At 60.3% G+C, this 23,615-nt stretch carries 27 protein-coding genes and 1 tRNA gene; 11 read left to right on the forward strand and 17 right to left on the reverse strand.

Going from position 1 to position 23,615, the window contains the following annotated elements; genetic code table 11:
• Positions 1-41 precede the first annotated feature (41 nt).
• Positions 42-371: a DOPA 4,5-dioxygenase family protein gene (locus ACR0NJ_RS16765; RefSeq protein WP_480818268.1), complete on the forward strand. Its 330-nt coding sequence runs from the start codon at positions 42-44 to the stop codon at positions 369-371.
• A 129-nt stretch (positions 372-500) separates the two neighbouring features.
• On the opposite strand, the gene ACR0NJ_RS16770 is transcribed toward ACR0NJ_RS16765, so the two are convergent.
• Positions 501-2,129 carry an acyl-CoA synthetase gene (locus ACR0NJ_RS16770; RefSeq protein WP_480818269.1) on the reverse strand — a complete coding sequence of 543 codons (1,629 nt, stop codon included), beginning with the start codon at positions 2,127-2,129 and terminating at the stop codon, positions 501-503.
• Between the two features lie 222 nt (positions 2,130-2,351).
• Between ACR0NJ_RS16770 and ACR0NJ_RS16775 the strand changes: the two genes are divergently transcribed.
• Both ACR0NJ_RS16775 and ACR0NJ_RS16780 read left to right on the forward strand, forming a co-directional pair.
• Positions 2,352-3,743 carry an aminotransferase family protein gene (locus tag ACR0NJ_RS16775; RefSeq protein ID WP_480818270.1) on the forward strand — a complete coding sequence of 464 codons (1,392 nt, stop codon included), beginning with the start codon at positions 2,352-2,354 and terminating at the stop codon, positions 3,741-3,743.
• Positions 3,744-3,870: 127 nt separating this feature from the next.
• A complete protein-coding gene (locus tag ACR0NJ_RS16780; protein WP_480818271.1) occupies positions 3,871-4,320 on the forward strand; it encodes a hypothetical protein in 450 nt (149 codons plus the stop codon).
• Between the two features lie 43 nt (positions 4,321-4,363).
• On the opposite strand, the gene ACR0NJ_RS16785 is transcribed toward ACR0NJ_RS16780, so the two are convergent.
• The 7 genes from ACR0NJ_RS16785 to pyk form a co-directional block, all read right to left on the reverse strand.
• Positions 4,364-5,152, reverse strand: a complete 789-nt coding sequence (locus tag ACR0NJ_RS16785; RefSeq protein ID WP_480818272.1) for a hypothetical protein — start codon at positions 5,150-5,152, stop codon at positions 4,364-4,366.
• 124 nt (positions 5,153-5,276) lie between these two features.
• Positions 5,277-5,987: a hypothetical protein gene (locus ACR0NJ_RS16790; RefSeq protein ID WP_480818273.1), complete on the reverse strand. Its 711-nt coding sequence runs from the start codon at positions 5,985-5,987 to the stop codon at positions 5,277-5,279.
• Positions 5,988-6,176: 189 nt separating this feature from the next.
• The gene (gene rplT / locus ACR0NJ_RS16795) at positions 6,177-6,542 is read right to left on the reverse strand and encodes a 50S ribosomal protein L20 (protein WP_170658380.1); all 366 of its coding nucleotides are present in this window, start codon (positions 6,540-6,542) and stop codon (positions 6,177-6,179) included.
• A 15-nt stretch (positions 6,543-6,557) separates the two neighbouring features.
• On the reverse strand, positions 6,558-6,758 hold the full coding sequence (gene rpmI, locus ACR0NJ_RS16800) for a 50S ribosomal protein L35 (protein WP_010443552.1): 201 nt from the start codon (positions 6,756-6,758) through the stop codon (positions 6,558-6,560).
• 183 nt (positions 6,759-6,941) lie between these two features.
• Positions 6,942-8,495 (reverse strand): alanine/glycine:cation symporter family protein, encoded by a 1,554-nt coding sequence (locus ACR0NJ_RS16805; RefSeq protein WP_480818274.1) that lies wholly within the window; start codon positions 8,493-8,495, stop codon positions 6,942-6,944.
• 14 nt (positions 8,496-8,509) lie between these two features.
• On the reverse strand, positions 8,510-8,947 hold the full coding sequence (locus tag ACR0NJ_RS16810) for a universal stress protein (protein WP_480818275.1): 438 nt from the start codon (positions 8,945-8,947) through the stop codon (positions 8,510-8,512).
• A gap of 270 nt (positions 8,948-9,217) precedes the next feature.
• Positions 9,218-10,663: a pyruvate kinase gene (gene pyk, locus ACR0NJ_RS16815; protein ID WP_480818276.1), complete on the reverse strand. Its 1,446-nt coding sequence runs from the start codon at positions 10,661-10,663 to the stop codon at positions 9,218-9,220.
• 112 nt (positions 10,664-10,775) lie between these two features.
• On the opposite strand from pyk, the gene ACR0NJ_RS16820 reads away from it, so the two are divergent.
• The 3 genes from ACR0NJ_RS16820 (at position 10,776) to ACR0NJ_RS16830 (ending at position 12,221) form a co-directional block, all read left to right on the forward strand.
• The gene (locus ACR0NJ_RS16820) at positions 10,776-11,513 is read left to right on the forward strand and encodes an N-formylglutamate amidohydrolase (RefSeq protein WP_480818277.1); all 738 of its coding nucleotides are present in this window, start codon (positions 10,776-10,778) and stop codon (positions 11,511-11,513) included.
• 66 nt (positions 11,514-11,579) lie between these two features.
• The gene (locus ACR0NJ_RS16825) at positions 11,580-11,819 is read left to right on the forward strand and encodes a DUF6868 family protein (RefSeq protein WP_480818278.1); all 240 of its coding nucleotides are present in this window, start codon (positions 11,580-11,582) and stop codon (positions 11,817-11,819) included.
• Positions 11,820-11,906: 87 nt separating this feature from the next.
• Positions 11,907-12,221: a DUF1244 domain-containing protein gene (locus ACR0NJ_RS16830; RefSeq protein ID WP_480818279.1), complete on the forward strand. Its 315-nt coding sequence runs from the start codon at positions 11,907-11,909 to the stop codon at positions 12,219-12,221.
• 35 nt (positions 12,222-12,256) lie between these two features.
• On the opposite strand, the gene ACR0NJ_RS16835 is transcribed toward ACR0NJ_RS16830, so the two are convergent.
• The 3 genes from ACR0NJ_RS16835 to dgcN form a co-directional block, all read right to left on the reverse strand.
• Positions 12,257-13,117 carry a D-amino-acid transaminase gene (locus tag ACR0NJ_RS16835; RefSeq protein ID WP_480818280.1) on the reverse strand — a complete coding sequence of 287 codons (861 nt, stop codon included), beginning with the start codon at positions 13,115-13,117 and terminating at the stop codon, positions 12,257-12,259.
• Between the two features lie 10 nt (positions 13,118-13,127).
• Positions 13,128-14,093, reverse strand: a complete 966-nt coding sequence (gene dgcA / locus ACR0NJ_RS16840) for an N-acetyl-D-Glu racemase DgcA (RefSeq protein WP_480818281.1) — start codon at positions 14,091-14,093, stop codon at positions 13,128-13,130.
• 66 nt (positions 14,094-14,159) lie between these two features.
• Positions 14,160-15,161: an N-acetyltransferase DgcN gene (gene dgcN / locus ACR0NJ_RS16845; RefSeq protein ID WP_480818282.1), complete on the reverse strand. Its 1,002-nt coding sequence runs from the start codon at positions 15,159-15,161 to the stop codon at positions 14,160-14,162.
• Positions 15,162-15,456: 295 nt separating this feature from the next.
• Here dgcN and ACR0NJ_RS16850 point away from each other — a divergent pair, with 295 nt between their 5' ends.
• Positions 15,457-16,416 (forward strand): L-malyl-CoA/beta-methylmalyl-CoA lyase, encoded by a 960-nt coding sequence (locus ACR0NJ_RS16850; RefSeq protein WP_480818283.1) that lies wholly within the window; start codon positions 15,457-15,459, stop codon positions 16,414-16,416.
• Between the two features lie 33 nt (positions 16,417-16,449).
• On the opposite strand, the gene ACR0NJ_RS16855 is transcribed toward ACR0NJ_RS16850, so the two are convergent.
• Both ACR0NJ_RS16855 and ACR0NJ_RS16860 read right to left on the reverse strand, forming a co-directional pair.
• On the reverse strand, positions 16,450-17,028 hold the full coding sequence (locus tag ACR0NJ_RS16855; RefSeq protein ID WP_480818284.1) for a PA14 domain-containing protein: 579 nt from the start codon (positions 17,026-17,028) through the stop codon (positions 16,450-16,452).
• Between the two features lie 116 nt (positions 17,029-17,144).
• Positions 17,145-17,597, reverse strand: a complete 453-nt coding sequence (locus tag ACR0NJ_RS16860; protein WP_480818285.1) for an Lrp/AsnC family transcriptional regulator — start codon at positions 17,595-17,597, stop codon at positions 17,145-17,147.
• A 73-nt stretch (positions 17,598-17,670) separates the two neighbouring features.
• Between ACR0NJ_RS16860 and ACR0NJ_RS16865 the strand changes: the two genes are divergently transcribed.
• The gene (locus ACR0NJ_RS16865; RefSeq protein ID WP_480818286.1) at positions 17,671-18,267 is read left to right on the forward strand and encodes a LysE family translocator; all 597 of its coding nucleotides are present in this window, start codon (positions 17,671-17,673) and stop codon (positions 18,265-18,267) included.
• Position 18,268: 1 nt separating this feature from the next.
• Here ACR0NJ_RS16865 and ACR0NJ_RS16870 read toward each other — a convergent pair whose 3' ends face one another.
• Complete coding sequence (locus tag ACR0NJ_RS16870; RefSeq protein WP_480818287.1) at positions 18,269-19,102, reverse strand: AraC family transcriptional regulator; 834 nt, start codon at positions 19,100-19,102, stop codon at positions 18,269-18,271.
• A 121-nt stretch (positions 19,103-19,223) separates the two neighbouring features.
• Between ACR0NJ_RS16870 and ACR0NJ_RS16875 the strand changes: the two genes are divergently transcribed.
• Complete coding sequence (locus tag ACR0NJ_RS16875) at positions 19,224-20,186, forward strand: acetyl-CoA carboxylase carboxyltransferase subunit alpha (RefSeq protein ID WP_480818288.1); 963 nt, start codon at positions 19,224-19,226, stop codon at positions 20,184-20,186.
• A gap of 4 nt (positions 20,187-20,190) precedes the next feature.
• On the opposite strand, the gene ACR0NJ_RS16880 is transcribed toward ACR0NJ_RS16875, so the two are convergent.
• From ACR0NJ_RS16880 to ACR0NJ_RS16890, 3 genes are all read right to left on the reverse strand, one after another.
• Complete coding sequence (locus tag ACR0NJ_RS16880) at positions 20,191-21,321, reverse strand: lytic murein transglycosylase (RefSeq protein WP_480818289.1); 1,131 nt, start codon at positions 21,319-21,321, stop codon at positions 20,191-20,193.
• Between the two features lie 112 nt (positions 21,322-21,433).
• Positions 21,434-22,081, reverse strand: coding sequence for a GntR family transcriptional regulator (locus tag ACR0NJ_RS16885; protein ID WP_480818290.1), 648 nt, complete (start codon positions 22,079-22,081; stop codon positions 21,434-21,436).
• A gap of 30 nt (positions 22,082-22,111) precedes the next feature.
• Positions 22,112-22,807: a M48 family metallopeptidase gene (locus ACR0NJ_RS16890; RefSeq protein ID WP_480818291.1), complete on the reverse strand. Its 696-nt coding sequence runs from the start codon at positions 22,805-22,807 to the stop codon at positions 22,112-22,114.
• Between the two features lie 100 nt (positions 22,808-22,907).
• Between ACR0NJ_RS16890 and ACR0NJ_RS16895 the strand changes: the two genes are divergently transcribed.
• Together ACR0NJ_RS16895 and ACR0NJ_RS16900 are read left to right on the forward strand one after the other, a co-directional pair.
• The gene (locus ACR0NJ_RS16895; protein WP_480818292.1) at positions 22,908-23,234 is read left to right on the forward strand and encodes a TIGR02300 family protein; all 327 of its coding nucleotides are present in this window, start codon (positions 22,908-22,910) and stop codon (positions 23,232-23,234) included.
• A 140-nt stretch (positions 23,235-23,374) separates the two neighbouring features.
• Positions 23,375-23,450 (forward strand) — tRNA-Ala (locus tag ACR0NJ_RS16900).
• Positions 23,451-23,615 lie beyond the last annotated feature (165 nt).

Genomic DNA, 23,615 nt, shown 5'->3' on the forward strand with positions numbered 1-23,615 from the left:
GGGTTCGCCTAGCTTGAACGTGTCAGACAAATGAGGTCCCGATGTCAGAAATCACCGGCTATCACGCCCATGTCTATTTCGACGCCGCCACGCAGGACACCGCGCAGCAGATTTGCGAAGAGGCCGCCCGCCTGTTCCCTGTTCAGATGGGTCGAATGCACGCCCGCAATGTCGGCCCGCATCCCCGGTGGAGCTGCCAGTTGGGCTTTGCGCCCGAGGCGTTCGATCAGGTCATTCCCTGGCTAATGCTGAACCGGCAGGGACTGACCGTGTTCACTCACCCGGAAACAGGCGATCACCTCGCTGATCACCGCGACCACGCGCTGTGGATGGGGGAATTGCTGGAGCTTGACCTTTCGATCTTTGACTGACGGGTTTGCTCGCGTCCCAGGCAGGCCGGTTGTGGGCTCTGCCCCCGCCCATCCCCACAGGGGGCTAGGCGCCCCCGAGGTATTTTTAAACAGAAGAAGCAGGGGGCTGTGGGTTTGGTCTGACCTCAGCTAGGGCAGGTCGCGCGCCTGATCCCGCAACACGAATTTCTGCACCTTGCCGGTTGAGGTCTTGGGCAGGGTTCCGAACACCACCGTCTTGGGGGCCTTGAAATGGGCCATGTTATCCCGGCAGAACGCGATCAGGTCCGCCTCGGTGACGGTTGTGTCCGGTTTCAGTTCGACAAAGGCGCAAGGGGTTTCACCCCATTTCTCGTCCGGGCGGGCCACCACTGCGGCCTCCATCACTGCAGGGTGTTTGTAGAGGATGCCTTCGATCTCGACCGATGAGATGTTTTCGCCCCCGGAAATGATGATGTCCTTTGAGCGGTCCTTTAGCGCGATATAGCCGTCGGGATGCATCACCCCCAAATCGCCCGAGGCAAACCAGCCTCCGTTGAAGGCGCTGTCCGTCGCGTCGGGGTTCTTCAAGTAACCTTTCATGACCACATTGCCCTGCATAAAAATCTCACCCATGGTTTCGCCATCTGCTGGAACCGGTTCCAGCGTCTCGGGGTCGGCCACCATCAGGCCGGACAGAGCGGAATAGCGCACGCCCTGCCGGACCTTCAACGGGGCCCGGTCATGGGCATCTTTGGTGTCCCATTCCTGCTTCCACGCGCAGACGACCGAGGGCCCGTATGTCTCGGTCAGGCCATAAACATGGGTGACTTCGATGCCCATCGCCTCCATCGCTTCGATCACGGCGGCAGGCGGCGGCGCACCTGCGGTCATCACCTTGATCTGGTGGTCAAAATCCCTGAGGTGCGCGGGCGCGTGCGCCAGCATGTTCAGCACAATCGGCGCACCGCAGAAATGCGTGACCTTTTCGTCCCGGAACGCGGCGTAGATCGGCTCGGCCCGCACCGCGCGCAGACAGACCGAGACCCCGGCATTGGCCGCCATCGCCCACGGAAAGCACCAGCCGTTGCAGTGAAACATCGGCAAGGTCCACAGATAGACCGAGTGCCGTGGCATGTTCCAGTCCAGCAAGTCCGACTGCGCATTCAGTGCCGCGCCACGGTGGTGATAGACGACCCCCTTTGGGTTTCCGGTCGTGCCCGAGGTGTAGTTCAGCGTGATCGCATCCCATTCATCCTCGGGCAGGGACCAGTCGTAGTCCGGATCGCCCTCATCCAACAGCGCGTCATAGGTCAGCGCGCCCAACCGTTCGCCGCCGTCAAAGCTGGGATCTTCGATGTCGATCACCAGAACATCATGATCCACCTGCGTCAGCGCCTGCTTCACCACGCCCGAGAATTCGGGATCGACCAGCAGCACCTTGGCCTCGGCGTGGTTCAGGATGAAGGCGATGATCGGGGCATCCAGACGGGTGTTGATCGCGTTCAGAACCGCACCGGTCATGGGCACGCCAAAATGCGCCTCGTAAAGCTCAGGGATATTGGCGGCAATGATCGACACCGTATCGCCCTTGCCGATCCCACGCACGGCCAAAGCCCCGGCCAGACGGCGACAACGCGCATAGGTTTCGCCCCATGTGTAACGGCGCTCGCCATACACGACCGAGGGGTAATCCGGGTAAATCGAAGCCGTCCGTTCGATAAAACTGAGCGGAGACAGCGGCGTGTAATTCGCGCGGTTTCTGTCCAGATGACGCTCATACATATTGGCGGGCTGCATCGGTCAATCCTCCCAAATCCTATTGTCTGCGACTTGATCACAAAGCCGTGCGTCTGACAAACCCGTAGAAATACGCCGATCCCCCCGTCTGGCGATACGGGATCATGGCATCTGGCCCTATATTCAGGCGGGCATTCGCGGTGATCTGAGCCATCGCATTTCCATGCTATTGTGGGGCAGGTCCCGCATCCTGCATATCGCATCTGACTGAAAGGACATGTCATGGACGGCACGTTCAACGAAAACGATCTTTCCCGCGTGGTCGAGGCCGACCGCGCCCATATCTGGCACCATCTGATCCAGCACAAACCCTTTGAAACCAATGATCCCCGCATCATTGTCGAAGGAAAAGGCATGCGCGTCTGGGACCAGAAAGGCAAAGAACATCTGGACGCGGTTTCAGGTGGGGTCTGGACGGTGAACGTGGGCTATGGCCGCGAATCCATCTGCAAGGCGGTCTATGACCAGTTGATGAAACTGTGCTACTTCGCGCAGTCCGCAGGTTCGATCCCGGGGTCGATCTTTGCTGAAAAGCTGATCAGCAAGATGCCAGGCATGAGCCGGGTCTACTACATGAACTCCGGGTCCGAGGCGAACGAGAAGGCGTTCAAGATGGTTCGCCAGATCGCGCATAAACGCTATGGCGGCAAGAAGACCAAGATTCTGTATCGCGACCGCGACTATCACGGCTCGACTTTGGCGGCGATGTCGGCGGGTGGGCAGGACGAGCGCAACGCGCAATACGGCCCCTTTGCGCCTGACTTCGTGCGCGTGCCCCATTGCATGGAATACCGCAAACATGAACTTAACGGCGCACCCGAAGAGAACTTTGGCGAATGGGCCGCTGATCAGATCGAAGAGGTGATCCTGCGCGAAGGCCCTGACACGGTGGGTGCCCTGTGCCTTGAACCGGTCACCGCCGGTGGCGGCGTCATCGAAGCGCCGGAAGGGTACTGGCAGCGGGTGCAGGAGATTTGCAAGAAATACGACATCCTGTTGCATATTGATGAGGTCGTCTGCGGTGTTGGCCGGACCGGCACCTGGTTCGGTTACCAGCAATACGGCGTGAAACCTGATTTCGTGACGATGGCCAAGGGCGTCGCCTCGGGCTATGCGGCAATTGCCTGCCTGGTCACGACCGAGGAAATCTTTGACATGTTCAAAGACAATGCCGACGACCCGATGAACTATTTCCGCGATATCTCGACCTTCGGCGGCTGCACCGCCGGTCCTGCAGCGGCCATTGAAAACATGCGCATCATCGAGGATGAGAACCTGCTGGAGAATTGCGCTGCCATGGGTGACCGCATGATGGGCAACCTGCAGGCGCTGATGGAGAAACATAAGGTGATCGGCGACGTGCGCGGCAAGGGCCTTTTCCTTGGGGCAGAACTGGTCGCGGATTGGTCGTCGCGCGAGCCGGTGAATGAGAAACTGGCGCAAGCCGTTGTGGCCGACTGCATGGCGCAAGGTGTGATCATCGGCGTCACCAACCGCTCGGTCCCCGGTAAGAACAACACGCTGTGCTTCTCGCCCGCGCTGATCGCGACGGCAGATGATATCGACCAGATCACCGACGCAGTCGATGGCGCGCTGGGGCGTGTATTTGCCTGATCCTTTGGGTCCGACCCCTTTGAAACCGGCGCATCCCGCGCCGGTTTTTCTTTTGCAGACGGTTATTTGCCAAAAATCAGAACTCGGTTAGCCTGCACATACCACACCCCTCGCAGGAGAACCCCCGATGCTACGCGCCCTTGCCACCACTTCCCTTCTCGCCCTCGCCGCCCCTGTCAGCGCTGATGACGGCAGCGGGTTCCCCCAGATCGTCGGCACCTGGCACGGCACCTATCTGGTGGCCTTTGCCAAATCCAACCCGAACCATGAAAAAGGTCTGTTACAGACCGAGATGGAGTTGGAGATCACCAAACTGGATGGTAACCTGATCACCGCCACCAACCGCTGGCGGCGGATCGGCGACAAAGACTGGATCGTTGAAGAAGCGATGGGCACTTTTTCCCTAGACGACCCCACCCGCTTTGTTCTAGCCGAGGCGGGGATATCGGGCGATGACGTCTCGTCCGGCATCTTCAACGGCGTCTATTTGGATGAGGTGCTGATGGTCACCTATGCCGGTCCGGGAACGGGCGTGGCCTTTGCGGCGCAACTGGTCAAGAAGGATGGCAGCAAGTAGCGCCTTGCTGCCGCGGCCTTGGTTTCAGACGCCAACCCTAACCCTATAGCTCGTGATCGTCGGTGAACGCGCTTTGGTTGTTGCGCACAACCCGCCGAATGCGCCGTTCCAGCCGCGGGCCCAAACCCAGGCGGTTGATTTCGCGCATGAAGGCAATCGCCCCGTCTGGCAGACGCTCATTCTGTTTTTGGACGGGGGCCAGCCCGTCGACCTCGTCATCCGTCAGTCCTGCGAGTTTCAGTAACTCTCGCCCCAGTGGCGGATGACGTGAATCCTCGCGCATATCTATAAACACAAGGTTTATCTCTGGGTCGAGTTCCGAGCGCAGGGCCGAAGGCCACTCTCGGTCAATAGGCAGCGCCGCCATCCATTCTGCTCGGGTTCTGGTTTCCGACAACTCCTTGACGTCTTGCCGATACGCGCTCTCGATCCAGCCTTCATAGTCGCGAAGATAGGCAACAAATGTGCAATTCGAAGGGCCGACAATCTGGGTCAGAAGCGGCAACAGGCGGGCGCATTTTTCGATGAAGTTGGTCTGGTCGGCGAACAGGCGTCGGCTGACCAACATTTCTTCTGAAATAATCAGCGTCTGGCACTCTGCGCTCGTTGCCTGAATCGCGTCTCTTACAGCCTGTTCGATGCGCTCGCGTGTGCCTTGGTTTGGGTTCGAAATCCACGCACCCACGGCCCGGAACAGATCCCGGGTTTGCTGCGGATGGATAAGGCTCTCTACCTTCGGCTTAAGCGCTTCCCGGTTGCGGTCCAGCAGGGTCTGTATGGATGTCGTGCCCGTCTTCTGCGGCCCCAGATGAAAAATGATATGAGGTGTCATCGCGCTTTGGTTCTTTGGCCAGTATGCTGGCAGGATTTCGTACCGAGGACGTTCTTGTCACACAAACGACGGGGTGTCTGCCTTTTTCAACGGGTATTGCAGCGCAATTGGTGCAGTGGAATAGTCAGTTGGGTCTGGAAATCTCGACCTCTTCAAAATGAAACGCACCGGTGCCAAACGCGGCGAGGCCGATACCGGTCCCGCCGTCCTGATTGCGCGAGTTGGTTCCGCGCTTGGAAAACGGAACCAGAATGACCTTCGTTCCGTTGACGTAGAACAGGATATGCGCGCCGCGCACCTTGAAGCTCAGTTCGTTCGAGCCATCGACCAGCACCGCGTCATGTTTTGCGCTGTGCACGGACCTAAGCTGACGGCCGTCTTTCTGCAGAACATGGAATCGGCCCTGCCCATCCACCGCGAAGGCCAGGTATTTGCCGGACTTGCCACTGCAAACAAGAATTCCCGCACCGCCACGCCCATCATTCCGGCTGTCGACCACCGCAGAAATCATCAGTTCTTCGGTGGACTCCACGGACTCTGTATCCGGAAACTTGACCCAAGCAATGTCGTTGTAATGCAGGCTTTGCGGGTTTTCGCGGTTTTCCATCACAAGATCACCGTCCGCGACATAGACCACCCAATTTGGTTTTGTCAGGTTGAAGAAGATTTGCCCGCCCAGCATCAGGGTTTTGTCCTCACCATCGAACGACTCGGTGATGACAACCGGCGCGTCCGACTCAGGTACCTGCTCCTGTGAAAGGGCCGCCGATGACAGGCCAAAGGATAGGACCGGGGCGATCATGGGCGCATGTGCAAACTCTTTGATAAAAGACATCTTCAAATATTCCTGCGTTCAACCAATTAGTGTTTTTGCCACAGCCTTACATCAAAAAAGTGTTCTGGCCAGAGGGGTTTCCCTTACCCCTGCTTTCCCCGCGGAGCGTCGCCAACTGTTTCCAAGCAAAGAACAAAAAGACCGCCCCCAACGGGAGCGGCCCTTCTTTCACTGTCTCTTTTCAGAGGATCAGGCGGTCAGAGCGGCCTGAGCTTTGGCGACGATCGCGCCGAACGCTTCCGGTTCGTGCACGGCCAGGTCGGCCAGAACTTTGCGGTCCACTTCGATACCGGCCAGGTTCAGGCCGTTGATGAAGCGGGAATAGGTCAGTGCCTCGTCATGGCTACGCACAGCCGCGTTGATGCGCTGAATCCACAGGGCGCGGAAGTTGCGCTTGCGGTTCTTGCGGTCGCGGGTTGCGTACTGGTTGGCCTTGTCGACGGCCTGGGTGGCAACTTTGAAGTTGCTCTTGCGACGACCATAATAGCCTTTTGCGGCCTTGATGATCTTCTTGTGACGGGCGTGAGTTACGGTTCCACCTTTAACGCGGGACATCTCTCAAATCTCCTCTTAGCGGTCGTAGGGCATGTAGCCCTTGACGATCTTTGCGTCGGGGGCGGACAGGGTGGTGTTGCCACGGGCGTCGCGAATGAACTTCTTGGTCCGCTTGATCATGCCGTGCCGTTTGCCGGCCTGGCCAGCAAGGACCTTACCGGTCGCAGTCACCTTAAAGCGCTTTTTGGCGCTCGACTTGGTCTTCATCTTAGGCATTTCCGTCTCCTGTTCTTGGGTTCGGTTTCAGACGCGACTCGGCATGCCATCTCGGCCGGTCACGCAACAGATGCGCCGTTTACGCAAGTTCGATCATACTGGCAAGGGGGTTTCGACCAGAATCTGCGGAATCCGCACAGGTCAGGCACCGGGGCAGCTGCGGGGCCGCCCCGGTGAATTGGCTTAGTGCTCGAATTTGCGGATTTCGCCGCTCTTCAGACGCTCGGCATAGGAGGCCAGCTCCTGCCGCACCACTTTCATCAGGAAGTAGAGCGCGAAGACGTTCACAACCGCCATGGCAAAGATCGCCGCGTCCGAGAAGTCGATGACCGGGCCAAGGTTGGCCGCCGCCCCGATGACGACGAAGACGCAGAAGATGACCTTGAACACCAGTTCCTTGGTGTGTCCCTCACCGAACAGATAGGTCCAGGCCTTGAGGCCATAGTAGGACCAGCTGATCATGGTCGAGAAGGCAAACAGGACCACGGCAATCGCCAGCACATAGGGGAACCAGCCAAAGGCGCTTGCAAAGGCCGCCGAGGTCAGGCTGACGCCAGAGTTGCCGTCAACGGTTGCAATCGCATTGCCCGCTTCGTTCAGCATGTACTTGCCGGTTTCCGGATCGATGATCAGCTGCTGGGTGATGATGATCACCAGCGCGGTCATGGTACAGATCACGACCGTATCGATGAACGGCTCAAGCAGCGAGACAAAGCCCTCGGTGATCGGTTCCTTGGTCCGCACCGCCGAGTGTGCAATCGCCGCAGAACCCACGCCCGCTTCGTTCGAGAACGCCGCACGGCGGAAGCCCTGAATAAGCGCACCGACCATGCCGCCAGCAACGCCCAGACCGGTGAAGGCGCCTGCGAAGATCTGACCAAAGGCCCAGCCGATCTGATCCGCGTGCATGATAATGATGACCAGAGCGGCCAGCACATACATCACACCCATGAACGGCACGACCTTCTCGGTCACGCTGGCGATGGATTTCAGGCCGCCCACGATCACCGCAAACACGATGCCCGCAAAGACCAGACCTGTGATCCAGCCCGGATAATCTCCGACGATGCCCGCGATCTGCTGGTGTGCCTGATTGGCCTGGAACATATTGCCCCCGCCCAACGCGCCGAGAATACAGAAGATCGAGAACAGAACCGCCAGAATCTTACCGCCCGGCAAGCCCAGTTCAGCAAAGCCCTTGGACATGTAATACATGGGGCCACCCGATACGGTGCCGTCTTCGTATTCGTTGCGGTATTTTACACCCAGCGTACATTCGGTGAATTTCGACGCCATGCCCAGAAGGCCCGCGACGATCATCCAGAACGTAGCACCCGGCCCGCCGATGCCGACGGCGACCGCCACACCCGCGATGTTCCCAAGACCAACCGTGCCTGACAGCGCCGTGGCCAGCGCCTGAAAGTGGCTGACCTCACCCGCGTCGTTGGGGTCGGAATAGTCGCCTTTGACCAGACTGATCGCATGGCTGAAGAACCGCAGCTGCACGAAAGCGAAGTACAGCGTGAACACGGTGGCCGCGATCACCAGCCAGCCCACGATCCACGGGAATCCGGTTCCCGGGAAGGGCGCAAAGATAAAGCTGACGAAAGGTCCGGTGAAATCGGCAAATGCCTGGTTGATCTTTTCGTCCAGACCCGGAGCCTCTTGCGCCGAGGCGGCGCTGGCCATCATTGCCGCCATAACGGCGAGAAGGCCCAGTTGTTTTAACCTATTCATGTCCATGCCTCCCCTCAATTTACGACCGTGACCGGAACGTCGGCGTGCATCACCAGATTCTGCGTTGAACTGCCGAACAGGCGTTTCTTGAACCCGTCCGCCGAGGCCCGCCCGACAACGATCTGCGAGCCGCCATGTTCGACGGTGATGGCGTTCAGCGTTTCGGCAACGTCGCCATGCTGCACGATGCCGTGCGCCTCGAACCCGGCTGCTTTCAAAGCGTCGACCGCAGGTGTGATGACCCGTGTTGTCGCCAGTTCAATCTCCTCTTCGCGCCGTTTATGGCGCAGCGCATTCTCTTCCGGTGTCTGGAAAGTGAAAGGGGACCATTCGATGACGTACACAACCAAAAGCTCGCAGGTACCGATGCGTTCCGCCATGTCCTTGGCAAATGCAATCGCGCGCTCTCCGGTTTCTGTTCCGTCCAGTCCTATGACAATCTTTGTTGTCATCTCGTTCCTCCGTTATTGTTAATTTATCCGGGGCCCGTGCCCCCGGCAGAGCAGCCGGAACTTGGAACATATGTAGTGTGACTGCCCTTAGGTCATTTATTAGGCATTTCCACCTAGAAATGAAACTTATTCTGGCAAATTCGTGCGTTGCGGTCAAATTTCGCTGAAAATTAAGGGGTTATCGGGCCTGTTAAGCGACAATAGTCCCCTCATCCGCTGCAATCCCCGGCACGGGGGCGGTTAGATTCACCTGCCATTGACCTGCGAAGGTTACTCAGGATCGGTGCTGTAAATCAGCCGTTCGTCACAGGGTGCAACGCGCAGAATGTTGGTCGTGCCCGGCACGTTGAACGGCACACCCGCAGTGACAACGATCTGATCGGTTTCGGACGCGAACCCTCCGGCGCGGGCGGCGCGGGCGGCGCTGACCACGGCACCTTTGAACCGCTCCAACTCGGGCGTCAGGACGCAATGGCAGCCCCAGCTCAGGCACAGGCGGCGCGCGGTTCCCGTCGCAGGGGTCATGGCGATAATCGGAACGCCCGGGCGTTCGCGGGCGGTCAGCAGGGCGGTTGTGCCGCTTTGGGTGAAACAGCAGATCGCCTTGATGTCGGTTTTTTCAGCGATCTCACGCGCGGCGGCAACGATACCGTCCGCGATGGTTGTCCCCTTTGCCGTTCGCGAGGCGGCGATGATCTGGTCGTAGGTCGGGTCAGCCTCGACCTCAATGGCGACCTTGTTCATGGTCTGAACCGCCTCAACCGGATAGGACCCGGCGGCTGATTCCGCACTGAGCATGATGGCATCCGTGCCCTCATAGATCGCTGTTGCCACGTCCGAAACCTCGGCCCGCGTGGGCATCGGGCTTTCGATCATGCTTTCCAGCATCTGTGTTGCCACGATCACCGGCTTGGCCGCGCCCCGGCATTTCCGCACCAGACGTTTCTGGATCGGCGGCACGGCGGACACCGGCAATTCAACGCCAAGATCACCCCGCGCAACCATGATGCCATCTGATGCATCAAGGATGTCGTCAAACGCCTCAACCGCAGCGGGCTTTTCGATCTTCGACAGGATCGAGGCACGGCCATCGGCCAGCGCCCGCGCCTCGAACACGTCCTTGGCACGCTGAACGAAGCTGAGCGCCAGCCAATCCACGCCCAATTGGCAGACAAATTCCAGATCGTCCCGATCCTTCGCCGACAGCGCCGCCAGCGGCAGCACCACATCAGGCACGTTGACGCCTTTGCGGTTCGAGATCGTGCCACCGATTTCAACGGTGCAATTGGCGTAGTCCTGACCGCAATCCTTGACGATCAGGCGGATCTTTCCGTCGTTGACCAACAGGCGGGCACCGGGCTCGAGCGCGGCAAAAATCTCGGGATGCGGCAGACAGACTCGCGACAGGTCTCCGGGTGCCGGGTCGAGGTCAAGACGGAACGCCGCCCCTTCTTCCAGTTCCTCGGCATCGTTGGCGAACACGCCCACGCGCAGCTTTGGGCCTTGCAGGTCGGCCAGGATGGCGATCGGGCTGTCCAGGTCTTTCTCGACCTGACGGATAACGCGGTGGCGTTCGCGGATCTCGTCGTGGCTGCCATGGCTCATGTTCAGGCGAAAAACATCTGCCCCGGCCTCGTGCAGCGCGCGGATGGTGTCATAGTCATTGGACGCCGGTCCCAGCGTCGCCACGATTTTTACATTTCTCAGGCGTCGCATCGATCTTGTCCCTCTCGTCCATGTTACCGCAAACAGTGCTTGGCATGCTTATTGCGCAATTCCCTTTTGGACGCAACTGTCCTACACGTGCGGCAAACTTGATGACAGGCTTATGACGTACACTCCGTTTTTTGTTCACGGCGAGGATCGCCCATCCCGCTGGCTGATTACATGCGACCATGCCACCAATACGGTACCGCCCGAAATCAATGGCGGCGACCTTGGCCTGCCGCGCGAAGATATGGAACGGCACATCGCATATGATGTTGGGGCTTATGAGGTGTCAAAGCATCTGGGCGAGATACTGAACGCGCCGGTGATCGCCGCCAATTTCTCGCGCCTCGTGATCGACCCGAACCGGGGTGAGGACGACCCGACCCTGCTGATGAAGCTGTACGACGGCTCGATCATTCCCGGCAACCGGCACGCAGATGCGACCGAGCGGGAGCGGCGGTTGAACATGTGCTACCGCCCCTATCATGACGCCTTGGCCCGCCTGGCCGCCCTGCCGCACGCGGTGGTTATCTCGATGCATTCCTTCACCCGCCAATTGCGCGGCCGCGACCCGCGCCCCTGGCATATCGGGGTGTTGCACACACCAGATGAGCGGTTTTCGCGCCCCCTAATCGACCGTTTGAACGCCGAAGGGGACCTGTGCGTTGGCGAAAACGAGCCCTATACCGGCGTGCTGCCCGGCGATGCCATCGATAAACACTGCACCACCCATGGCCGTCCGAACGCGTTGATTGAAGTACGCAACGACCTGATTGCCGATCACGCCGGACAGCGCAGATGGGCCGAAAGGCTGGCCATCATCCTAGAAGACGCTCTGGGCCAAAGCGGCCTTTGAGCACCATCGCGATCCTCTTGTGAGCGGCCTTGCCAGACCCCATGTTAAAGGGGAAAGGATGTGCTTATGTCACAGGAAACACTGACAACTTTCTTTGGCTGGATGTCCGTCATCAATATCGGGCTGTTACTATTTTCAACAGTCATGATTGTCACCCTGCAAGACCGAATCGCAGAGTTTCACAGCAGCCTGTTTCACATGGGCCGCCCCAATCTGAAACAGGCCTATTTCCGGTATCTGGCCAAGTACAAGCTACTGACCATCGTATTCTGCGTGGTGCCCTGGCTGGCGCTGAAACTGACCTGATCGCAGGCAGTCCTGCCCCTTTGTTGCAACGCGGGGACAAGACGCTTAACTCTGACGCGTAACATCGCCCTTCAGCCGGAGACCCTCATGGACACCCAAACCGAAATCGAACTACAGGCCGCCGCATTTCGCCGATTGCAACAGCACCTGATGCAGGATCGCACGGACGTTCAGAACATCGACATGATGAATCTGGCCGGGTTCTGCCGCAACTGCCTGTCCCGTTGGTATCAGGAAGCGGCCAACGAAAAGGGCATCGAGATGGGCAAGGACGAGGCCCGTCAGATTTTCTACGGCATGACCATGGACGAATGGAAAGCCAACTATCAGACCGAGGCCAGCCCCGAAAAACAAGCCGCCTTCGAAGTCGCCTTCGAACAGAATGTGGGCAAAAAAGACTGACACAAAAAAGCCCGCCAAACCGGCGGGCTTTGTCTTCAGATCGCGGCCTTGCGGCTTTCGTCCAGATAAATCTCGCGCAGACGCATCGCGATACGACCGGGCGTGCCATCGCCCAGCTGCACCCCGTCGATCTCGACCACCGGCATCACGAATGCGCTGGCCGAGGTGGTGAACGCCTCATCCGCCTCTTTCGCCTCGTCGATGGTGAACAAGCGCTCCTCAACCTCCATCTGCGCTTCGGCGGCCATGCGTAGCACCGCCTTGCGGGTGATCCCATGCAGAATGTCGTTCGACAGCGGGCGGGTGACGATCTTGCCGTTCTTGACGAAATAAGCGTTGTTGCTGGTGCCCTCGGTGACATAGCCGTCCTCGACCATCCAGGCATCATCGCACCCGGCGGCCTTGGCCATCATCTTGCCCAGTGAGGGATACAGCAACTGCGTCGTCTTGATGTCACGGCGGCCCCACCGGATATCGTCGATCGAGATGATCTTGGCACCCTTTTTGGCCGCCGGGCTGTCAGCCAGGCCCGGCTTGTTCTGGGTGAACAGAACCAGCGTCGGCTTCGTGTCCGCCGCCGGGAACACAAAATCCCGATCGCCATCGCTGCCGCGCGTGACCTGCAGATAGATCAGCCCTTCGTCAATGCCGTTCAACTCCACCAGCTTTCGGTGAATTTCCAAAAGGTCGTCCTTGCTGCAGGGCTCGGCCATCTGCAACTCGTCCAACGAGCGTTTCAGACGCACCGCGTGGCCGTCAAAGTCGATCAGCTTGCCGCCTAGCACGCTGGTGACCTCATAGACGGCGTCCGCCATCAGGAAACCCCGGTCGAAAATCGAAACCTTGGCTTCGGTTTCGGGCAGGTATTCGCCATTCACATACACGGTGCGGGTCATATGGTTCTCCTCAGCCCCAGAGGTCCGAACTGGGCGGATGCACTCCGGCGTCATCAAAAACAAGCGGGTTGTCCCGGTCTTCGGCTAACAGAAGCGGGCCGTCAAGGTCCGTTACCATCGCACCCTGCGCCAGCAGTGTCGCGGGCGCCATAGCCAACGAACTGCCAACCATGCACCCGACCATGACTTTGTACCCATCGGTCAGCGCCGCCTTGCGCAATTCCAGTGCCTCGGTCAGCCCGCCGGTTTTGTCGAGCTTGATGTTGACCACGTCATACTTGCCCTTCAACGCAGGCAGGCTGGCGCGGTCGTGGCAGGATTCGTCGGCACAAACGGGCACCGGACGGTCCATTCCGATCAGGGCCTCGTCCTCACCCGCAGGCAAAGGCTGCTCGACCAGCGCCACGCCCAGCCGCACCAGATGCGGGGCCAGATCTGCGTAAACCTCGGCAGACCAGCCTTCGTTTGCATCCACTATGATCCGCGCCTCGGGCGCGCCCGCACGCACCGCTTCAAGCCGGGGCATATCGTCGGGCGTGCCCAGCTTGATCTTCAACAATGGGCGATGCGCGTTCGCGGCAGCCTGCGCCTGCATCGCCTCTGGCGTATCCAGCGACAGGGTATAGGCTGTCATCTCGGGGCCCGGCGCAGTCAAACCGGCGAGTTCCCAAACGCGCTTGCCCGCTCGTTTCGCCTCAAGATCCCACAGCGCACAATCCACCGCATTGCGCGCCGCTCCCGCGGGCAGCATGTCCAGCAGCCGGTCGCGTGTGACATCGCTGGGAAGGCCCAAAATCTCCGCCTCAACCGACTCCAACGTCTCGTTATAACGGGCGTAAGGGACGCATTCGCCCCACCCCTGATGGGCCCCATCAGACAGGCGAACGGTCAACACCTTCGCTTCGGTCCGCGACCCGCGCGAGATCGTAAAGACTTGCGCCAGCCGGAAGACATCCCGGGAAACATCAATCTGCAAGCGCCTACCCCTTCATCTTTTCAAAAATACTCCCGCCGGAGGCGGCCCTCCGGCAGGTTTCTTTGATCACAGGGCCGCCAGCGCGTCCACAAGTTTGCCCGCGCCAAAGCGATAGGGATCGGTGGCGGGCAGGTCCATCTCGGCCTCTACCTTGGCGATGTAAGCCCGCGCCTCATCCTCGCTCAGGTTTTGTGTGTTGATCGAAACCCCGACAACCTGACAGGCCGGGTTCGCAACCCGCGCCAATGGCAGAGCTGTGTCGCGCAGTTCGGGCAGAGTCGGCAGAGAATATTCGGGCAAGCCCCGCATATGCGTCCGGGTCGGCTCGTGGCACAGAATCAGCGCATCCGGCTGGCCGCCATGGATAAGCGCCATAGTCACCCCGGAATACGAGACATGAAACAGCGAACCCTGACCTTCGATATGATCCCAGTGATCCTCATCATTTTCAGGCGTCAGATACTCGACGGCACCGGCCATGAAATCCGCGACCACCGCATCCAGAGGCACCCCCTGCCCTGTGATCAGAATACCCGTCTGTCCGGTGGCGCGGAACGTGGAGTTCAGCCCGCGCTTGCGCATCTCGGCATCCATCGACATCGCGGTGTACATTTTGCCTGCCGAACAGTCGGTGCCAACGGCCAGGCACCGCTTGCCACGGCGCTTGCGGCCATTGGCAATCGGGTAACCAACGGTCGGCACGCGCACATCGTGCAGGGTGCAGCCATGGGTTTGCGCGGCGGCCACCAGATCACCCTCGTCGCGCAGCAGGTTATGCAGGCCCGAGGCCAGATCATATCCCATCTCCAGCGCTTCAATCAGAACCGCCTTCCACGCCGGGCTGATCACCCCGCCCCGGTTTGCAACCCCGATCACAAGGGTCTTTGCCCCGGCGGCCTTGGCCTCGGCCAGGGTCAGGTCGGTCAGGCCCAGATCGGCCTTGCAACCCTCCATGCGGAACTGGCCCACGGCGTTTTCCGGACGCCAGTCGCGGATGCCGATAGCGACCTTGGCCGCCAGATGGTCGGGCGCATCGCCCAAAAACAGCAGGTACGGTGTCTCGATCATTGCGGTGCCCTCCTTTGATTCCGATGCAGGCTATGGGACCAGGCAGACGAGTGTTTCCCGATTCCACCCGACGGTGAATGCTCGCACAGGAAAAATTTGCGGGGTTTTGCCAATTCTCGCAACAATATTGCGAGTTTTCAAAACGATTAAACTTTACTCGCCGGTATTGCGCCCTTTCGTAGATTATGCTGCGAATGCAATGCTGCGCCCGCACAAAGGCCCTTGCGCCGCTTCGCGCAATTTAATACCTCATTAGCCAAGAAAATCGTAATTTCCTTTCCTCCACGAGGTCCAGATGAGCTTTCGCATTCAACCCACCGCCCCTGCGCGCCCCAATCGCTGCCAGCTATTCGGGCCGGGATCGAACACGAAACTGTTCCCGAAAATGGCGGCCTCGGCGGCGGATGTGATCAATCTGGACCTAGAGGATTCGGTCGCCCCCTCGGACAAGGACATTGCCCGCGCCAATGTGATCGAGGCGCTGAACACCGTCGACTGGGGCAGCAAGTACATGTCGGTCCGTATCAACGGTCTGGACACGCCCTATTGGTATCGCGACGTGGTCGATCTGCTGGAACAGGCAGGCGACCGGTTGGACCAGATCATGGTCCCCAAGGTCGGCTGCGCGGCGGATGTTTATGCGGTGGACGCTTTGGTCACCGCGATTGAGCGCGCCAAGGGCCGCATCAAACCGATCAGCTTCGAGGTCATCATCGAATCCGCCGCCGGGATCGCGCATGTCGAGGAAATCGCCGCGTCGTCGCCTCGCATGCAGGCCATGAGCCTCGGGGCGGCCGATTTTGCTGCCTCGATGGGCATGCAGACAACGGGCATCGGCGGCACGCAGGAAAACTATTACATGCTGCACGAGGGCCAGAAACACTGGTCCGACCCCTGGCACTGGGCGCAGGCCGCCATCGTCGCCGCCTGCCGCACCCACGGCGTACTGCCGGTGGATGGCCCCTTCGGCGATTTCTCGGACGATGAAGGGTTCATCGCGCAGGCCAAACGCTCGGCCACCTTGGGCATGGTCGGCAAGTGGGCGATCCACCCCAAGCAGATCGCGCTGGCCAATCAGGTCTTCACCCCGTCCGACGAGGCAGTCGGCGAAGCGCGCGAGATTCTGGCGGCGATGGAGCAGGCCAAGGCCAGCGGCGAAGGCGCGACCGTTTACAAAGGACGTCTGGTCGACATCGCCTCGATCAAACAGGCCGAGGTGATTGTGGCGCAGGCCGAGCTGATTGCAAACGGGTAGACCTGAAAAGGCACCCTTCGGGGTGCCTATTTCTTACCGGCCAAAGACGTCGTTGGGCGTCCAGGTAAACCGTTCGCCCTGCTTGCCCCATTTCATCATCAGGCAGGACGTTCCGTATTTCTGGAAATAGCTGATCTTCAGCGGATACCAGCCCGCTTGCGGCACCTCAACCTCAGTCCGCTGATTGGCCTCGCAGACCTGACGCCCGTTGAAATAGCCAATCTGCTGCCCGCCGACCCATGCGTCGATGCCGTCATTGGACCATGTTTCAAGCTCATAGATGCCCGGCGAGTCAAAGCGGATGTAACCGCTGATCTCAGCCGCTACATTGAACGCCTTGTTGAAAGTCAGAACCGGATCGCCCTCTTCCGTGTCCCGATAGTCCAGACCCCGCAGCGGCTGTCCGGGCTTCATCTTCTTGCCCATCTGCTTGACCTTGGTCAGGTTCTGGATCTTGCGTGGCGGATTACCCTCCCACGCATATTGCACATCCAGCCCGGCCTTGGGGCTGGGCTGCGGGTTCGCGGGTTGCAGTTTCAGCGGCGCCGACAGGGCCGCCCCGGCGATCAACGCCATGGTTGCGGCAAGCGCTCCGGTCCGAAGGAATGTCATGGTCTTCTCCCTGAGTTTGGCCCTTTTGGGATTTTCCCCTTATGAGCAGGCCGTCAGGATGACACTAAGACGTGCAAAATTACCCTGCAAGACGGTTAAACATCACTTTTCCATGGTCACGCCCGCATATCCTTGGGCGAATCCATCACCACATAGGTCGTGATCGAGATCACATGCGGCAGGGTTCCCAGCACCTCGGTATGGAAGGTTTTATAGCTGGGCAGATCGGCGCATTCGACCCGCAGCAGGTATTCGATGGTGCCGGTGATGTTGTGGCATTCGACCACTTCCGGTGCACGGTGCACGGCGCGCTCAAACCCTTCCTGAGCGGCCTTTGTGTGCTCGCCTAGCCCGACACCGATATATGCGATAAACCCGATCCCCAGCGCCGCCGGATTCAGCACCGCGCGATAGCCCGCGATCACGCCCGCGCGCTCAAGCTCCTGCACCCGGCGCAGGCAGGCCGACGGCGACAGGCCGACCCGTTCCGCAAGGTCCAGATTGCTGATACGTCCGTCCGAGGAAATCTCGCGCAATATATGTTTGTTTATTGGGTCAATTTTCGTCATTTGTTGTGATCGTAGCGTTAAGGCGCATCAAAACGCAATTTCATTTCCTTTCTGTTCGGCAATTATTCGCGGCATGACCTACGACATCCTGCTGGCCCTGATCACCTTTGCCTTCGTGTCCTCGATCACGCCGGGTCCGAACAACCTGATGCTGATGGCCTCAGGGGCGAATTTCGGGTTCCGCCGTTCGATCCCGCATATGTTGGGCATCGGGCTGGGATTTACCTTCATGGTGCTTTTGGTGGGCACGGGGTTGGTGCAGGTCTTTGATCGGTTTCCGATCAGCTACACCGTGCTCAAGGTCGTATCGGTTGCCTATCTTCTTTACCTCGCCTGGAAGATTGCCCACGCGGCCCCGGCCAATGCAGGCGAGGCCGCGGGCGTGCCGATGACCTTCCTGCAGGCCGCAGCCTTTCAGTGGGTCAATCCTAAGGCCTGGGCAATGGCGCTGACGGCAACCACCGCGTACACGCCAGATCACACGCTAAACGCGATCCTGATCGTCGCGCTGGTTTTCGGGGCAGTCAATCTGCCGTCTGTCAGCACCTGGACCGTTCTGGGGCAGCAAATGGCGCGAGTTCTCACGAACCCGCGCCGGTTGTTGGTGTTCAACTGGACCATGGCGGCGCTGCTGGTCGCCTCGCTTTACCCGGTTCTTTGGCCGACCTGAGTTATCTCAGCGGCAGGCAGATTTCAGTCAGCAACTCCTCGGGCGCGGTTTCGCGCGGGTCGTTGAGGTAGATTTCGTAGCAGGGCTGATCCGCGGGCTCCTCGCCTGAACTGGGCAGCCAGTTGCCGAACAGGCTGTGATAGGCGGACGCAATCCCGGAATACGGCCCCTTATAGGTCAGCACGGCGGTCTTGCCGCCGAGAATATCAAGCTGCTGCATGCCTTCGGGCGTTGTGTCGCCCATGAATTCCGCGCCCGCGTAGCTGCGCAACTGATCCTCGGGCACCTCGTCAGGACTATCGCAATACACTCCAATCACCGGACCCAGCTGAGGCCAAAGCTGGCGGGATTCGCACAGCGCGCTGACAGCCTCAAAGCTTTTACCGATCTCGGCATAAGCTCCTTTGTGCGGCAAGGCGACAACGCGGCGGGCGGGTTCGGTTCGGGTCGTGACGGGATGCATCGGGTATCCTCCGGTTTTGAAGTTGGGATGGGCTGGCAGAAACTGCCCGGCCTTGCGAAAGGGGGCGGGGCTACTGCCATAGGCCTCGGAAAAGGCCCGCGCAAAGGAGTTCAGGTTGGGATAGCCTACCGACGCCGCGATCTCGGCTACGGGCTTGTCGCTGCGCAACAGCCACGTGGCCGCCCGATGCAACCTGATCCGGCGCACGGCCTGTGCGCAGGTCTCACCGGTCAGCGCCCGGAACACACGATGCCAGTGAAACCACGACATGGCGGCGACATCGGCCAGCGCGTCCAGCGACAGGTCGCCTGCGGGATGGTCGTGGATATAGTCCAGAACGCGCAGAATGCGGTCTTCGTAGCTGGCGGCCATCGGCATCCTTCCTTTCCCTTGCCCAACCGGGATCGCATATTCAGCATCCGCAAATCTTGCTGAGTTGCATTCCGGTGGCGTCAAGTTCATATAGCGGGGAACTTCCGCGTTGAGAGGCGTCATGACCCAGTATCTGGATTTCGAAAAACCGCTGGCCGAGATCGAAGGCAAAGCCGAAGAGCTGCGCGCGCTGGCCCGCGCCAATGAAGAGATGGACGTGGCCGAAGAGGCCGCCGCGCTGGACACCAAGGCCGCCAAGCTGCTGGACGAGCTTTATGCCGATCTGACCCCCTGGCGGAAATGTCAGGTGGCGCGCCACCCCGAACGCCCCCATTGCAACGATTATGTCGATGCGCTTTTCACCGAATTCACGCCTCTGGCCGGGGACCGGAACTTTGCCGACGATCTCGCGGTGATCGGCGGTCTGGCGCGGTTCAACGACCAGCCGGTGATGGTGATCGGTCATGAAAAGGGTTCGGATACCAAATCGCGGATCGAACGGAATTTCGGCATGGCCCGCCCCGAGGGCTATCGCAAGGCCGTGCGCCTGATGGAGATGGCCGGCCGCTTTGGCCTACCGGTGATCACCCTGATCGACACCGCCGGGGCCTATCCCGGCAAGGGTGCCGAGGAACGCGGCCAGTCCGAGGCGATCGCGCGGTCGACCGAGATGTGCCTGAAAATCGGCGTACCGCTGGTGTCGGTGATCATCGGCGAAGGCGGCTCGGGCGGTGCGGTGGCATTCGCGACGGCGAACCGCGTGGCGATGTTGGAACATTCAGTCTATTCGGTGATCTCGCCCGAGGGCTGCGCCTCGATCCTGTGGAAGGATGCCGAGAAGATGCGCGAAGCGGCCGAAGCGCTGCGTCTGACCGCGCAGGACCTCTATAAACTGGGCGTCTGCGACCGGATCATCACCGAGCCCAAGGGCGGGGCCCATCGTGACCGCCCCGCGACCGTCGAGTCGGTGCGCGCAGCCATCGCCGCTATGCTGAAAGAGCTGGACGGCAAGGATGCGGCGGCCCTGATCAAGGACCGCCGTCAGAAATTCCTCGATATCGGTTCCAAGGGTCTGGCGGCCTGAGCCGTCAGCCGCCCAGACGCCGCAGCAAGTCAACCGATGGCGTGCCGGTCACGGCCATGCCATTGGCGCGCTGATAGCCGCTGATCGCGGCCTCGGACTTCTTGCCGATCACCCCGTCTGCGCCCTGCGTGTCATACCCGGCGGCGGTCAGGCGGCGTTGCAATTCCTTCCGGTCCTCCAGCGTCAGCCCGTTCTCATCCGGCCCGAACGAGGCCTGAAACGGCGCACCGCCCGCAATCCGGTCCGACAGGTGACCCACACCGATCGCATAGCTGTCCGAGTTGTTGTACCGCTTGATCACCTGAAAATTGCGGAACAAGGCAATGCGCGGCCCCGGCGTCTGCGGCTGCAGCACAGCGACCGGCGTGCCGCTGACCGTACCGGCCTCGCCCCCCCAAGGCTGCCCGCGCACCCATCCGGCGCGCGACAGGTAAGCTGCGGTTGACGCCAGCGAATCCGCCGGATCCTCGGACCAGATATCGCGCCGCCCGTCGCCGGTGAAATCCACCGCGTAGGCCAGATACGAGGTCGGGATGAACTGCGTATGCCCCATCGCCCCGGCCCAGCTGCCGGTCATGTTGGCAGGGCTCGTGTCACCCTCCTGAATGATCTTAAGCGCCGCGACCAGTTGCTTTTCAAAGAACGCCCCACGCCGCCCGTCATAGGCCAGCGTCGATGTGGCCGAGATCACCGGCACATCCCCCCGCCGCGCGCCATAGCGGCTTTCCAGCCCCCAGACGGCCACGACCACCTCTTTGTCGACGCCATACTGCGCCTCGATCTGCGACAGGGTGCCTGCATGGCGCACCATCATCTGCTTGCCAGTGCTGATCCGTTCATCCGAGGCGGCAATGGCCAGATAATCCTCGAGCGAGCGCTTGAATTCCACCTGATTGCGGTCGCGCTCAATGACCTCGGGCAGGTATCCTGCGCCCTGAAAAGCGCGGTTAAGCGTGGTCTGAGAAATACCCTGAGACGCGGCGCGGCCCTTGAAGCTGGCAACCCACGCGTCCCAACCTGCGTTGGGCACCGGGCGCATCCGCGATGCGGGCGCGCTGGCCGGAGTGCCGCCGCCGGAACAGGCGGCCAGAAGGCTTGCCCCAAGCCCGGCGGAAAAGGTTCTACGATTGATCATGACTGAAATCTGCTCTTGTTTGTGATTTGCCTAAGCGTACCGCAGTCCGGTCGTGCAAGCCAGAAAATCACCCGCCCAAACGGGGCCATTCTCACTGTCGGCGGTATGCCGCTTAGCTGACCAGCATCCGCAGCCCCTGCGTCACGTCCGAGCGCACCGCAAGCCGCAATCCGGGCTCATCGCCGGCCTTCAATGCAGCGATGATCAGCTTGTGATAATGCGGCGGTTCGGTGCGGCGCAGCCGCCCGTAAAGCGCCCGCATCGTCGGCCCAAGCTGCAGCCAGACGGTTTCGGCCATGGCCAGCATCGCAGGGGCCTGCGCGCGCAGATAGAGCGTGCGGTGAAACTCTAGGTTGGTGCGGATATAGCCGACCGCATCCCGCTTCGTCACCATCTCGGCCACGTTCATATTGATGCTCTGCAACCGGTCGATCAGGGCAATATGCGCGCGGGGCAAGGCGCGGCTGGCCAGTTCGACCTCGAGCAACGCGCGCAACGCCGCCAGTTCCTCGATCCGGTCATTGGTCAGTTCGGGGGTCGAGACGCGCCCGGACGTGGACAGGAACAGCGCACCCTCGGCGGCCAGACGGCGCACGGCCTCGCGCGCGGGGGTCATCGACACGCCGAATTCCTTGCCGATCCCCCGCAGGGTCAGCGCCTGCCCGGGTGCAATGTCCCCGTGCATGATCCGGGATCGCAGGGCGCGGTACACCCGGTCATGGGTGGCGGTGTGGGAGTCTGAAGGGCGCGGGGTCAACATGAGTCCATGTGATCACAAAATCCCGCAGGGTCAACTCGGAGGAGCATCAAACCTGTAGCGATGCAGCGCCGCGCCATTGTCGCGCAACCATTTACGCGGGTCTTTATACGGGCCAAACAACCGCTCGACCTGCGCCCAGAAGGCCGACGAATGGTTCATCTCGGCAAGATGTGCCACCTCATGCGCGGCCACGTAGTGCAACACGTCAGATGGCGCGAGGATCAGCCGCCACGAGAACATTAGCCCCCCATGGGACCCGCACGAGCCCCAGCGGGACCGCGTATCGCGCAGTGTCAGGCTGGCGTAAGGGCGGCCCAGCATTGCCGCATAATCATCGCAAGCTTCGGTCAAGCGATCCCGCGCCAGTTCTTTCAGAAACCGGGCCAGACGGCGCGCCTCTGCCCCCGCTGGAACCGCAACCGCATCCGGCTGCAGCAACACCCTGCGCCCGGTTGCGGGAACGATTCGCCGGTCGATCCCTTCGATCGGGATGATCTGCCCGAACTGAATCCGCGCCGGATCGGGCCGGTCCAGAAGGTGCTGGCGAATCCATCCCTCTTTGGTCTGCGCGAAACTTAGCGCCTCGGCCTCGGGGACGCCTTGCGGATAGGTCAGCGTAACCCGCCCGTCCAACTGGGAAATCCGCAGGCTGATGCGCCGCGCCCGCGCCGATTTGCGCAGTGTCAGCGGCACCGGCGGCGTCCCCGGCAAGGCGTGCTTTCCCATATCCAGTCCTTCCCTGCGCAAAGGCTTTGACAGTCCCCGCCGCTTGTGGCACGTGAACTGAATCTTTTAGACGACTCACCTGATATCAAGGGGATTTGACATGCCCAAGGAAGAATGGGGCGTAAAGCGTGTTTGCCCGACCACTGGTAAACGCTTTTACGACCTGAACAAGGACCCGATCGTCAGCCCCTACACGGGCGAGATCGTGGAGCTTGAGACCGGCAAAAGCCGGATGATCGCCGCCGACGCCGAAGATGCGGCGACCGCCAAAGCGCGCGAAAACGCATCGGAAGAAGATATTGTTCTGGATGACGACGACAATGTTGACGTGGAACTGGACGATGATCTTTTGGACGATGATGACGACAGCAACGATGATGTCTCGCTGGACGACATCACCGACATGTCGTCGGAAGACGAAAACTGATCCGGGTCTGAGGCGGCCCAGGCCCGCCTCATCACCCTTCCCTGCGCGGCGCGGATTCTTTCCCTCAAAGCAATTTTTGGACTTGCACTCGTCCCCGCTGTCTCATAAACGTCCGTCCACCGCAGCAGCGGTACCTTAGTGGGGCCTTAGCTCAGTTGGGAGAGCGCTTGCATGGCATGCAAGAGGTCAGGGGTTCGACTCCCCTAGGCTCCACCAAAACCTAACAATACAACTAGATAGCAAGCATTAGAGCGGTGTGACACACAGGTGTGACACAAAATGAAGCTGCATGTTTGACGTCAGCGCCAATGGGACAGTTTAGGGTGATTTGATAAGAGAGGGTTTCTGGCACATCGTAACCACCGAGGAGTGGAGATGAGA

It is taken from the genome of Ruegeria sp. F11, from assembly GCF_056533855.1.